The organism is Polyangium fumosum (assembly GCF_005144585.1).
GTDB classification, from domain to species: Bacteria; Myxococcota_A; Polyangia; order Polyangiales; family Polyangiaceae; genus Polyangium; species Polyangium fumosum.
The window spans coordinates 80,667-92,626 of sequence record NZ_SSMQ01000001.1 but is presented as its reverse complement, the minus strand read 5'-3'; the positions used below and the strand labels follow the sequence as shown (position 1 = coordinate 92,626).

Sequence of the window (11,960 nt, the reverse complement as noted above, 5' to 3'; positions counted from 1 at the left end):
CCGCGACGGGGAGCGCGCCTCGGGAAAGCTGACGTTCCCGGGGATCCCATGCGCCACCAGGGCGACCGCGGCGGTGGCACGTGAGTCGAGACGACGCGACGGTCTACGTCGTCGACGACGACGCGAGCGTCCGCGCGGGGCTCTCCACGTTGCTCCGTTCGCTCGGGTACCGCGTCACCCTCTTCGAAGACGCGGACCAGTTTCTCAGGGCCAAGCTGGAGGATCGGGCATCCTGCCTGCTCCTGGACCTGCAACTCCCCGGCATCGATGGGCTCGAGCTTCAGCGTCAGCTCCTGGCGCAGGATCGAGCGCTCCCCATCGTCTTCCTCACGGGACGGGGGGACATTCCGACCACGGTGCGAGCCCTCAAGGCGGGCGCCGACGATTTTCTGACCAAGCCCTTCGTCGCGGACGAGCTCGCGGCCGCGGTCGCCGCCGCCCTCGAACGGGACAAGCAAGCACGCGCCCGTCGGCAGGAGCTCTTGGAGTTACGTGCGCGATACGAAGCGCTCACGCCACGGGAGCGCGAAGTGATGGCGCGTGTCGTCGACGGACAGCTCAACAAGCAGATCGCGGCGGAGTTCGGCACCGCGGAGTTCACGGTCAAGGAGCAGCGGGGTCACGTGATGCGCAAGATGAAGGCGGGGTCCCTGGCCGAGCTCGTGCGCATGGCCGCCCGGCTGGGGCGCTGAATGCCGCTAGGGCGTGGCGCGCGTGATCGCCTCGGCGATCGTGTCGAAGAGCACGGCCGCCACGGGCGGCTTCAGCAGGAAGGCGTGCGCCCCGGCGTCGAGGGCGCGGGTGCGCAGCTCTTCGTTCTGCCGCGCCGTGAGCACGACCGTCGGAATCGTCAGTGGCTTTCCGAGCTGCGCCAAGAGCGCGAGCCCGCCCATTCCGTCCATTTCCAGGTCGAGGATCAGGCATTGAGCCTCGCCTCGGTCCGCGCTCGCGAGGAAGGCTTCGGCGCTCCCGAACGTCGCGACGCGGAAGCCGGCGGACCTCAACAGGCTGCTGAGCGACCTCAGGATTCCGGGATCGTCGTCGACGACGGCGATCAGTTCGCGGGCCGACGCGCGCACGTCTTCCTCACGTTCGAGGGTGCGAACGCCAGCACGGGCTGTGCGTGCGAGGCCACCACCTGGTGCAGGCTAGGCGATCCGCCGCTGCCGCTCCACCCCACCAAGGTAGGGTTGAGGTGTGGCAACCATGATTCTTGAGCGCCTCTCGTTACGTAGTTCGTTCGCGGAGTTTCGGACGCCCCCCGAAGCGGAAGTCGCTCGCCTGGCCGAGGAGCTGCTCGAGCGTACGCTGGACCAAGCGAACGCATTCGGCGGGGCCGTGTACCTCGCAGCGCCCGAGCCACCCGCGATGGCGAAAGAACGCGTCGACGGAGAGCTCCCGCGGGAGCTCCTCGAGCTCGTGTGGAACGGGAGCGAGGCCCTGCGGCTCGCGTCGGCAGGCGAGGTCGGTGAACAGCTCCTGATTCCGCTGCGCCACCAGCTCGGGCCGATCGGGGTGTTGCAGGTCGTCTTCGCGCACGGCCGTTCGGTGGGAAACGAAACGCTGGCCGCACTCTTGCCGCTCATCGAACGATTTGCTGCTGCTCACGAGAGAGCACGCCTCGGCGCCATGCTCGAACGTGAGCGGCGCGCACGGCTCGATGCCGAGACCGTGTTGCGCGAGACCACGAGCATGCTCGTGAAGCATCAGCAGGTCGGGAGGATGGGAGACTTCCGGTTCAACACGCGCACGCGGCAATCGTTCGCTTCGCTCGAGTGCTACAAGCTCTTCGGCCTGGACCCGACGCTCGCGGTGGTCGATTTCGAGGTGTGGGCCGAGAAGATCATCCCCGAAGACCGACAACGCACGGTGGACGAGCTCATCACGAGTGTCGCCAACCTGCTGCCCATGAACTTCGAGTATCGGGTCGTTCTCGATGGGCAGATTCGCCGGCTCCAGTGCATCGGTGACGTGGACCGTGATCACCACGGCGACCTCTCCTACTACGGCGTGCTCACCGACGTGACGGAGCGGCGGGAGACCGAGGCGGCCCTCCGCCGGCAGCAGTCCGAACTCGAGAACGCGCTTCGTCTCGCGTCGCTCGGGGAGCTCGCGGGTTCCATCATTCACGAGATCAATCAGCCGCTCACCGCGATCGCGGCGAATGCCGAGGCGAGCCTGCGCTGGCTCGCCCACGCGCCTCCGGAGCTCGACGAGGCGAGGGAAGCCGCGGAAGGCGCGGTCCGGGACGTCCACCGTGTCGTGGCCGTGGTGAACGGTCTGCGGTCGCTCGTGAGGGGCAGCGACCTTCAACGGAGCCGCGTTCGAATCAACGACCTGCTACGCGACGTGCTGGCCATGACGCGCGTGGAGCTCGATCGGGCGCGCATTCGAACGCAGGTGGAGCTGCAAGACGTGCCGGAGGTCGACGGTGACGTCACGCAGTTGCAGCAGGCGATCTTCAATCTCCTCCGAAACGCCATCGACGTGCTCAAACTCGTGGCGGGTCGCGAGCGACTCCTCACGCTTCGCAGCGCGGTGGACGGTGACGGCGTGCGGGTTTCGATCGTGGACGTCGGAGATCCGATCTCCCCCGCGCAGCAAGCGAAGCTGTTCGAGCCGTTGTTCACGACGAAGGTGGACGGGCTCGGCTTCGGCCTGACGATCACGCGCAAGATCGTATTGGCCCACGGCGGCCGCATCTGGGCGGAGCCCATGCAGCCGTTCGGAATGGCCGTGCATCTGGTCCTGCCTCGCCTCTGAATTCCTCTCGCGCTGCGACGCGCACGACGAGACGTCGCCATACCCTACCAAGAGAGGGTGGAAGAGGCGCGTCTCGGACGATAGGTTAAGGGCACGAATCAGCGTCGTTCCCGACGAGCTTGCACGCGAGAGCGCGTGGGTACACCCGCGCGCCCGCGACAGCGAATCTCGTTCGGCACGCTGGACGATTGCGAAGGCAATAAGGAGAACGGGCATGTCCCAACGCAGAATGAGCGCAACGCACGGCTTTCAGGCGACGATGAGAGCCCGCGACGGAACGTCGGAGGAGCTGATTCATCTCCTCCTCAGCGGCACGCCGACGAGCAATCCGGATTGCGTTCTTTACCTCGTCTGCCGCTCTGTCGGTGATCCGAGCGTGATTCACGTGACGGAGGGCTGGACGACGAGGGACGCCCACGCCGAGCACTTCGCGCGAGAGGAGACGAAAGCCCTGGTCGCCCGGATCGGCCCCCTGCTCGTCGATGCCGCGCACTACCAGGACGTCGTGCCCGTCGGCGGGATCCTACGCGAATGACAGTTCTCGCGGACCGCTGCGCGCACCACGACGGAGCAGCAGCGCGACGCACGACACGACACGACCCGCATGGGTCGTCCACTTCCAACCCTTTCGGAAACGGAGCATGAGCATGAAGACGGTATTGATCACGGGTTGCTCGTCTGGGTACGGGCTCGAGACGGCGCGCTGCTTTCACGAGCGCGGGTGGCGGGTCATCGCGACGATGCGAACCCCGCGCGAAGACCTTTTTCCGCGTTCGGAGCGGATGCGCGTCCTCGCGCTCGACGTGACGAGCGCGGCGAGCATCGCGAATGCGATCGACGCGAGTGGCCCCCTCGACGCGCTCGTCAACAACGCCGGCATCGGCGTCGTCGGAGCATTCGAGGCGACGCCCATGTCGCACGTCCGCAAGGTCTTCGAGACGAACACGTTCGGCGTGATGGCAATGACCCAAGCCGTCATCCCGCAGTTCCGCGCGCGCAAGTCGGGTGTGGTCGTGAACGTGACCTCCAGCGTGACGCTGACGCCGATGCCGCTCACGTCGGCCTACACCGCAAGCAAGATGGCGATCGAAGGTTTCACGGGGTCGTTGGCACTGGAGCTTCAGGCCTTCAACGTGCGCGCCAAGCTCGTGGAACCCGGATACGGCCCGTCCACGAATTTCGCGCAGAACACGGACATCCCGGTCGCGGACCTGATTCCCGCGGCCTACGCCGCGTTCGCCGAGCCCATCTTCGCAGGCTTCGCGAATCCGCCCGCGGTGACCACGCCAGCGGACGTGGCCGACGCGGTGTGGAGAGCCGCGAACGACGTCTCCAGTCAACTCCGCTTTCCGGCGGGCCCGGACGCTTTGGCGCTCGTCTAGCCATCGCAACACCTCGACAAAGTGAGATAAGACCATGGAAAACCTGAATGCAGAACGTCGGCTCTTCATCAACGGCGCGTTGGTCGACGCGGAGGGGGGGCGAACTTATGACGTCATCAATCCAGCGACCGAAGAGATCGCGGGGGTCGTGGCCTCGGCTTCCTTGGCCGATGCCGATCGCGCGATCGCTGCCGCTCGTCGCTGCTTTGACGAGTCGGATTGGTCGACCAACAAGGCACGGCGCACCCGAGCGCTGATCCAGCTTCGTGATGGCCTCAAGGCCGCGTCCGACGCGTGGCGGCGTCAGATCGTCGCCGAGAGCGGATGTCCGATCGCCTTCACGCACGGGCCGATGCTCGACAGCTCGGTCGCGGACATCGACTATTCGCTCCGGTTGCTGGCCACCTATCCGTTCGAGCGCGAGCTCGAGGACCTCGGCTCGCCCATGGGCGGCGCCGCGCGCCGCCTGGTGTGCAAGGAGGCCGCGGGCGTGGTGGTGGCCATCACCCCTTGGAATGCGCCGGTGCAAACGAACCTGCAGAAGACCATTCCCGCGCTGGCGGCCGGCTGCACGGTCGTGCTCAAGGCCGCGCACGACACGCCGTGGGCGGCCACGATGTTGGGGCGCGTCGCGTCGCAATGCCCGGACCTGCCGCCGGGGGCGTTCAACGTGCTGACGTCGTCGGCCGACGGATCCCTCGGCGCCATGCTCACCGCCGACCCGCGTGTGGACGTCGTCTCCTTCACGGGGTCGACGGCCACAGGACGCCGCGTCATGGAGAGCGCCGCGAAAACCATCAAGAGGACGCTGCTCGAGCTCGGCGGGAAGTCCGCGATGATCATCCTCGACGATGCGGATTTCTCTCGCGCCCTGGTGGGCGCCAGTTTCGTGTGCGCGAACGCCGGCCAGGGCTGCGTGCTGAATACGCGGCTTCTCGTTCCGCGCTCGCGTTACGACGAGGCCATCGCCATTCTGGAGTCGATCTATCGCAACGTGCCCTACGGCGACCCGACCGACAGGAAGAACATCATGGGCCCGATGATCAACGCCGCACAGCGTGAGCGCGTTCTCGCCTATATCGAGAAGGGAAAGGCCGAGGGGGCGCGGCTCGTGGTGGGCGGGGGCAAGCCTCCGCGCTTCGCGAAAGGCTACTACGTCGAGCCCACGCTCTTCGCCGACGTCGAGAACACGATGACGATCGCGAAAGAAGAAATCTTCGGTCCCGTCCTCGTCGTCATCCCCTTCGAAGATGATGAAGACGCAATCCGTATCGCGAACGACTCGATCTACGGCCTTTCCGGGTCGGTGATCTCGGCGTCTCCCGAACGCGCCATGAAGGTGGCCCGCCGCATCCGCACGGGTTCCATGAACGTGAACGGGGCGTTCTTCTTCTCTCCGAACGCTCCCTTCGGCGGCTACAAGCAATCGGGCATTGGCCGCGAGATGGGGATCGAAGGCTTCGAGGAGTATCTGGAGACGAAGACGATCGCGGTTCCGGTCGACTTTCCGGCGGCCGCGATCGCCCACGCCTCACCGTGACGGCTGCCTGTCGGCGGCCCCCGCCCGCTGGAGGAGCCGATCGCGCATCTTGAAGACCTCGTTCGCCGCGACCACGTCGCCGCCCTCGCGGAACGCCTCGGCGGCGCGCTCGTAAAAGACCGCGGCCTCGCGCGGCAAAAAGACGGCGCGGGACGACGTCGCCGCATCCATCAGCTTTCGACCCACCATGCAAGGTTCGCCTGCGCCGCGCCATTGCTCGGCCACGAGGGCTGGGTCTCCGCCCAGCGCTTCGAGCGCCACCGCCAGCCGGCGGCGCAGGAGCACCTCGACGGGGCGCGGGAGCGTCGCGAGGACGGTCTCCCCGATGAGATCGTGGCTGAAGCCCATGCCATGCACGACGTGCGCGGCCGTGAGCTCCGCCCAGCAAGCGGCAGCGGCAGCGGCGCTGGCTTCGAGCGCGGCCGACGCGCTCGCGAGCGTGAAATTCGAGCCGAGCAGCGCGAGGACGCGCGCCATCTGCAACGCCGGCTCCGACAAGCGCAAGAGCGTGCCTTCGAGGATCACGCCGATGCGGCCGGGGGGCATACGCGCGACTTCGGCGCGCGAGAGCGCGCCCGACGCGATCACGTGCTTCACGGTCTCGAGCACGAAGAGCGGATTGCCGCCCGCGTAGCTCGCGATCGAGTCGGCCATGTCGGCAATGCCGGGCACGTCGAGGCTCCCGAGGAGCTGCCGCACGCCGGCCGGGGGGAGCGGATCGAGCTCGATATGGATCCCCAGGCCAAACGCCACGCCCTCGCGGATGGACGCCATGATCGCCTCGGGCAGCTCGCCCGCGCGATAACAGAGCACGGCGCGCAGCTTCACCGTCGGGTCCTGGAAGAGCTGCGCCATCACGTATTGCCCGGCTTCCGCGGTCGCGGCGTCCACGAACTGGATGTCGTCGACGCCGAACGCGTCGTAGCCTTCACGCGCCGCGAGGCGATGCGCTTCGATCTCGGCCTGGAGCATGCGTATCTTGTCCGCCTCGCTCTCCATCGGCCCCGGCGCCTGCCCGAGCGCCGGCACGAGCCGCGCGAGCTCGGCGCGCGCCCAGGGAGCGAGCTTCGCCGCGTCAATCTTCGCCAGCATTTCGCTGTACACGCGTGCGTGCGTCCCGTAAGGCACGGCGCGGTCGCCGGGGCGGCCCGAGAAGAAAAACGGCTTCGCCACCGCGTTGAGGAAATCGTGCATGAGGCGGCTCTTCCCGATGCCGGGCGGGCCGCCGATGACGATGGCCTGGCCGGCGGCCCAAGCCGCCTCCATCCGCGCCCACGCCTCCTCGCGGCCCACGAGCTCCGGAGGCCGGAGCACGGAGAGCGGGATCGCGCTCGCCGACGGCGCGGACCTCGGCCCCCGTTGCTCGACAGAGCGCGCGATCTCGCGGGCAAGCTCGGTCGTTGCGCGTGAGGGCTCGATCCCGAGCTCCCGCTCCAGCATCGCGCGCAGGCGCTGAAAGACCGCGAGCGCTTCGCCCCGATCTCCCGCGGCATAAAGCAGGCGCATCCGCTGCCGGTGCGCGTCCTCCGAACGTGGTTCGAGCTCCACGGCACGCGCGGCGAGCGCGAGCGCGTCGGCAAGGCGACCGCTTCGCTCGTGCGCGTCGATCGCGGCGGTGATCGCCAGACGCCGCGCGGCGTCCACGTTGGCGCGCGCGCTGTGCAGCCACTCGTCGAACAGCGGTGCGTCGTCGAACGCGAGCTGACCGAGCAACCGGCCCAAGGGCAGCTCGGTGGCGCGCGCCGCGAGCTCCGTACGGCGCGCGCCTCGCAGCGCGCTCACGTCCGCGCCCACGGAGGCCGCCAGGGCCAGCGGATCTGCGCCGCTCACGAGCACGTCGCCGGTCGCCACCTTCAGCCGCCGGAGGAGCTGTCGCAGGTTGGCCCGCGCCGTCGCCTCGGGCGAGTCGGACCAGAACAGCCCGGCGAGCCTCGACTTCGGCGTCGCCCCCTCGACCGCCAGATAAGCAAGGAGCCCGAACGCCTTCTTTTCGAGCCGCGCCGGGCCGTTGGGACCAACGAGTCGGACCTCTCCCAGCACGGAGAGATGCCAGTCGAGGATCCCTTTTGTGGAGTTGCCCTGAGCGTGCACGTGGCGCTGTGACCTCGGAGGCCTCCAGCGCCATCGACGGGAGGCGGGGGCGATTAAGGATGCGGTCCCACCGAGTCATGCCCCACCTTGGGTCAGGCCGCTACCATCGAGCAGCAATCGGCGATGCTGCGCGCTCCCGGGAGGGACCGAGCTATCGGCGCGGAAGCGCGACGAAAATCTGCTCACCGCGTCCTGTCACGCTTCCGTCACGCCCCCGATCCCAAGCTCCCGTTCGACTTGGCCCGCCGAGACCTACGACGTCGCGGCGCATGGCCTATCGGGGAGCTTGCACGTATGAAACCACATATCGATTCCAAGCGTTCCTTCTCGAGTTCTCCCGGTCCGCGGAGGGGCTCCCACCGGGGCGTGCTCGGCGTCGCGGTGGCCTTGGTCGCGGGTGCGCTCGTCGCCGGCGCGTGCGGCGTTGCGCCCGAAGACGCTTCGCTGGAAGAAGAAAACGTCGCCTCGTACAGCGCTGCCGCCACCTGCGAAACGTGCGAACCCGGCGACCCCCCTCCCCCGACCTGCACGCCCAAGTGTACGGGCAAGGTGTGCGGGGCCTCCAACGGCTGCGGCGGCAAGTGTGCCAGCGGCTCCTGCCCGGCAGGCACGACCTGCGGCGGCGGCGGCGTGTACGCCCAGTGTGGGTGTACGCCCCAGTGCTCGGGCCAGGCGTGCGGGGCGCCCGACGGCTGCGGCGGGATCTGCACCGGCGGCTCGTGCGCTTATGGGCAGGCATGCGGCGCGGCGGGTGTACCGGGCCAGTGCGCGACGCTGCCGACGGGGCAGGGCGTCGAGTGCTTCGTGTTCAACGACGGCTACGCCGACATGGTCGGGCCGTCGCAGGCGATTTACCTCGAGAGCGGCTCGGGCCGGGCGTGCGTGCCCGACGGCACCCCGGGCGGCACCTGCCGCAAGTGGTTCGGCCGCTGCCAAACCACCGACCCGAGCCACACGCCGGTGTACTTCAATGTCTTCAACGACGGCGAGGCCGACATGGCGGGCCCGTCGGATGCGGTGTTCTCGCCGGGTCGCAAGCAGGCGTGCGTGCCGGGCAACGGCGCCGCGGGCATCTGCCGGCGCTGGTTCGGCGAGGCGACGCTGCCCGACGGGCGCTCGGTCGAGTGCAAGCTGTTCGACGACGGCGGCGCGCAGAAGACGAAGTTCACGGAGCACGCGATTTACAACCATGGCTACGGGGACGTGTGCTTCCCCGACGGCAGCACGCACGGCCTGTGTCGCAAGTGGTTCGGCGAGTGCAGGGTGGCCGGCTGCGGCGACGGCGCGTGCAACAGCGACGAGACGCCGTCGAGCTGCCCGTCCGACTGCAAATGCGGCGACGGACTCTGCAATGGCTCCGAGTGGTGTGGCAGTTGCTCGCAAGATTGCGGCGGTTGCTGTGGCAACGGTGTATGCAACACCAGCGTTGGCGAGTCGTGCAGCACGTGCCCGTCCGACTGCGGAGGCACGTGCTGCGGCAACGGCACTTGCGACAATGGCGAGACGTGCGGTTCGTGTCAGCAAGACTGCGGCGCGTGCCCCGTGCCGACCTGCTCGGGGCAGCCGGCCGGGTCGCAGGCGCAGTACTTCACCGTGGGGATCGAAAACTACTGGGGCTGCCTGCTCCAGGCCAACGCGTTTTATGCCAACTCGCTGAGCGAGGCCGTGCAGTGCGGGCAGGCGGCCTTCCCCGGCTACAACATCGTCACGGGCAACGTCGGGACCTACACCTACAACACCGGCAACGTCAACGGCTGCGCCGACATCACGTTCGCCGCGATGTCGTCGTCGAAGGCGGCCTCGTGCGCGAATGCGAATGGTTACCCGTACGCAGGCCCCTGCCCCTGAAGCGGCGGATCGAACCACCGGCCGAGTGGGGACGCGAGGCGTCCCCCTCGGGACCGGCCTGCCTCACGTCTCCGAGCGAGGCACGTCGTCGAAGTCGAAACGGTAAATGTCTTCGAGCGGGGTGCCTGGCTTCATGAGGGCGTGCTCCTTCAAAAAGCCGGTGCGAATGTCGTAAACCCAGCCGTGCAGCGTGGGGCGGTTGTGAAGCGCCCAGGCGTGCTGGACGAAGCTCGTCTCGGCGAGGTTCTGCACCTGCTCGGCGACGTTGAACTCGACCAGGCGGTCGAGGCGTTTGTCGACGTCGGCGAGGGTCTCGAGGTCGCGGCGGTGCACGCGATAGACGTCCTTGATGTGGCGGAGCCACTTGTCGATGAGGCCGAAGGAGCGGTTCGTCATCGCGTTGCGCACGCCGCCGCACCCGTAATGGCCGCAGACGATGATGTGCTTCACCTCGAGCACCTCGACCGCGTACTGGAGCACCGAGAGCATGTTGAGGTCGGTGTGGACGACGAGGTTCGCGATGTTCCGGTGCACGAAGAGCTCGCCGGGCTCGGTGCTGGTGACAGACTCGGCAGGGACACGGCTGTCGGAGCAGCCGATCCACAGGTAGGCGGGCGTCTGGGTCGTCGCCGTGCGCTCGAAGTAGTCGGCGCGGATGGCGAGCTTCTCGGCGACCCAGGCCTTGTTGCTGAGCAGGAGCTTCTTGTACGCGTCCATCACGATGTCCTCGCCGGCGGGAGCTCCCCGTCGGGGCGCTTGCCACGCAGGTTCTTGAATTCGACCTTGATGTCCTTGAACTTCGCGTTCTCGACGAAGTCGTCGAGCACCTCGAACGCGTCCCGATCCACGTGGAGCGCGCGGGTGCCGTCGACGATGAGCGTCGTGCCCTCAGGGACCCTCGCGAGCTTCTCCTTGAGCTCGGCCTTGTGCACGAAGCTGATGTCCTTGTTGAAGCGCAGGAGCGAATAGTTGTCCTGCGAGACCACGATCATCGCCGCGTGCGAGTTCGTGCGGATGACGAAGAAGACGCCGACGGCGAGGCCGATGAGGACGCCCTTGAGCAGGTCGGTGAAGACGATCGCCAGGATCGTCACGATGAACGGGACGAACACGCCGAGGCCCTCGTGCCACATCTGCCGGAAGAGCGCGCGCGGCGCGAGCTTCGAGCCGATGACGATGAGGAGCGCGGCGAGCGCGGCGAGCGGGACGTGATTGAGGATGCGGCCGAGGAAGAGGACCGCGGCGAGCAGGAGGAGCGCGTGGAGGATCGTCGACCAGCGGGTGCGGCCGCCGGCATACACGTTCGCGCTCGTGCGCACGACGACCGACGTGACGGGCAAACCGCCGAGCAGGCCCGAGGTGATGTTGCCGAGGCCCTGCGCGACGAGCTCACGGTTCGGCAGGGCGATGCGCTTGTACGGGTCGAGGCGCTGCCCGGCTTCGAGGGCGAGCAGCGATTCGAGGCTCGCCACGGCGGCGAGCGTCGCGCCCGTGACGTAGATGCGTTGGTCCTTGAACGCGGCCCACATCGGGCGCGGCAGCTCGCCGACGATGTCCACGGGCGAGCGGAGGATCGGGAGCGAGACGAGGTGCCCGTCCTCGCCCTTCAGGTGAAACCCGTTCGTGCCGAGACGAAACGCCTCGTTGATCAGGGTGCCGACGACGACGACGACGAGCGGCGCAGGAATGAGCTTGAAGATCTTGCCACGGGGGACGACGAGTTTGTCCCAGGCGACCAGGAGGACGAGCGAGACGAGCGAGATGACGACGGCGCCGCCGCTCGCGCTGAGGAGCGACTTCACGATGGCGGAGAGGGTGTTCTCCTTGCCGTCGGGCTCGATGAAGCTCATGTCCATCTCGAAGTCGAGATCCCGGCCGAGGGCGTGCGGGATCTGCTTCAGGACGATGACGATGCCGATCGCCGCGAGCATGCCTTTGATGACGGCCGTGGGGACGTAGTCGGCAATGGCGCCGAGGCGGAGGGCGCCGAAGGCGAGCTGGAGGACGCCGCAGAAGATGACGGCGGCGAGGAAGGCCTGGTAGCCGAGGCCGTGGATCGCGGTCGCGACGATGACCGTGAGGCCCGCGGCCGGGCCGCTCACGCTGACGTCCGAGCCCGACACGAAGCCGACGACGATGCCGCCGACGACCCCGGCGACGAGGCCGGCGAGCAGCGGCGCGCCGGAGGCGAGCGCGATGCCGAGGCAGAGCGGAAGCGCGACCAGAAAGACGACCAAGCCCGCGGCCGCGTCGTAGCGGAGGTGGTCCTTCCCGAGGTTCTCCTTGAGCGTCATCCCGACCGTCGCATACGATCGTTCCTGTCAGCGAGCCAGACA

General features: G+C 68.0%; 10 protein-coding genes. 6 read left to right on the top strand and 4 right to left on the bottom strand.

Annotated features, from left to right (window positions below):
- Positions 1-80 precede the first annotated feature (80 nt).
- The gene (locus E8A74_RS00360; protein WP_136926861.1) at positions 81-692 is read left to right on the top strand and encodes a response regulator transcription factor; all 612 of its coding nucleotides are present in this window, start codon (positions 81-83) and stop codon (positions 690-692) included.
- 6 nt (positions 693-698) lie between these two features.
- On the opposite strand, the gene E8A74_RS00355 is transcribed toward E8A74_RS00360, so the two are convergent.
- Positions 699-1,079, bottom strand: a complete 381-nt coding sequence (locus E8A74_RS00355; protein ID WP_136926860.1) for a response regulator transcription factor — start codon at positions 1,077-1,079, stop codon at positions 699-701.
- A 127-nt stretch (positions 1,080-1,206) separates the two neighbouring features.
- On the opposite strand from E8A74_RS00355, the gene E8A74_RS00350 reads away from it, so the two are divergent.
- The 4 genes from E8A74_RS00350 (at position 1,207) to E8A74_RS00335 (ending at position 5,685) form a co-directional block, all read left to right on the top strand.
- On the top strand, positions 1,207-2,763 hold the full coding sequence (locus tag E8A74_RS00350; protein ID WP_136926859.1) for a sensor histidine kinase: 1,557 nt from the start codon (positions 1,207-1,209) through the stop codon (positions 2,761-2,763).
- 214 nt (positions 2,764-2,977) lie between these two features.
- Positions 2,978-3,298: a putative quinol monooxygenase gene (locus E8A74_RS00345; protein ID WP_232379296.1), complete on the top strand. Its 321-nt coding sequence runs from the start codon at positions 2,978-2,980 to the stop codon at positions 3,296-3,298.
- Between the two features lie 112 nt (positions 3,299-3,410).
- Positions 3,411-4,145 carry an SDR family oxidoreductase gene (locus tag E8A74_RS00340; RefSeq protein ID WP_136926858.1) on the top strand — a complete coding sequence of 245 codons (735 nt, stop codon included), beginning with the start codon at positions 3,411-3,413 and terminating at the stop codon, positions 4,143-4,145.
- Positions 4,146-4,179: 34 nt separating this feature from the next.
- Positions 4,180-5,685 (top strand): aldehyde dehydrogenase family protein, encoded by a 1,506-nt coding sequence (locus E8A74_RS00335; protein WP_136926857.1) that lies wholly within the window; start codon positions 4,180-4,182, stop codon positions 5,683-5,685.
- Here E8A74_RS00335 and E8A74_RS00330 read toward each other — a convergent pair.
- Entirely contained in the window at positions 5,677-7,725 is a 2,049-nt protein-coding gene (locus E8A74_RS00330; RefSeq protein ID WP_232379295.1) for an ATP-binding protein, read from the bottom strand. The two genes, E8A74_RS00335 and E8A74_RS00330, sit on opposite strands and share 9 nt — an antisense overlap.
- 417 nt (positions 7,726-8,142) lie before the next feature.
- Here E8A74_RS00330 and E8A74_RS00325 point away from each other — a divergent pair, with 417 nt between their 5' ends.
- Positions 8,143-9,624, top strand: coding sequence for a hypothetical protein (locus tag E8A74_RS00325; RefSeq protein ID WP_136926856.1), 1,482 nt, complete (start codon positions 8,143-8,145; stop codon positions 9,622-9,624).
- Positions 9,625-9,687: 63 nt separating this feature from the next.
- Here E8A74_RS00325 and E8A74_RS00320 read toward each other — a convergent pair whose 3' ends face one another.
- Both E8A74_RS00320 and E8A74_RS00315 read right to left on the bottom strand, forming a co-directional pair.
- Positions 9,688-10,341 carry a carbonic anhydrase gene (locus E8A74_RS00320; protein ID WP_136926855.1) on the bottom strand — a complete coding sequence of 218 codons (654 nt, stop codon included), beginning with the start codon at positions 10,339-10,341 and terminating at the stop codon, positions 9,688-9,690.
- Complete coding sequence (locus E8A74_RS00315) at positions 10,341-11,918, bottom strand: SulP family inorganic anion transporter (protein WP_136926854.1); 1,578 nt, start codon at positions 11,916-11,918, stop codon at positions 10,341-10,343. Before E8A74_RS00315 ends, E8A74_RS00320 begins: the two co-directional genes overlap by 1 nt.
- Positions 11,919-11,960 lie beyond the last annotated feature (42 nt).

Coding starts and splice junctions, on each gene's coding strand:
- E8A74_RS00315 (WP_136926854.1), bottom strand. CDS start 11,918: ATGACGCTCAAGGAGAACCTCGGGAAGGACCACCTCCGCTACGACGCG.
- E8A74_RS00320 (WP_136926855.1), bottom strand. CDS start 10,341: ATGGACGCGTACAAGAAGCTCCTGCTCAGCAACAAGGCCTGGGTCGCC.
- E8A74_RS00335 (WP_136926857.1), top strand. CDS start 4,180: ATGGAAAACCTGAATGCAGAACGTCGGCTCTTCATCAACGGCGCGTTG.
- E8A74_RS00350 (WP_136926859.1), top strand. CDS start 1,207: ATGATTCTTGAGCGCCTCTCGTTACGTAGTTCGTTCGCGGAGTTTCGG.
- E8A74_RS00340 (WP_136926858.1), top strand. CDS start 3,411: ATGAAGACGGTATTGATCACGGGTTGCTCGTCTGGGTACGGGCTCGAG.
- E8A74_RS00345 (WP_232379296.1), top strand. CDS start 2,978: ATGTCCCAACGCAGAATGAGCGCAACGCACGGCTTTCAGGCGACGATG.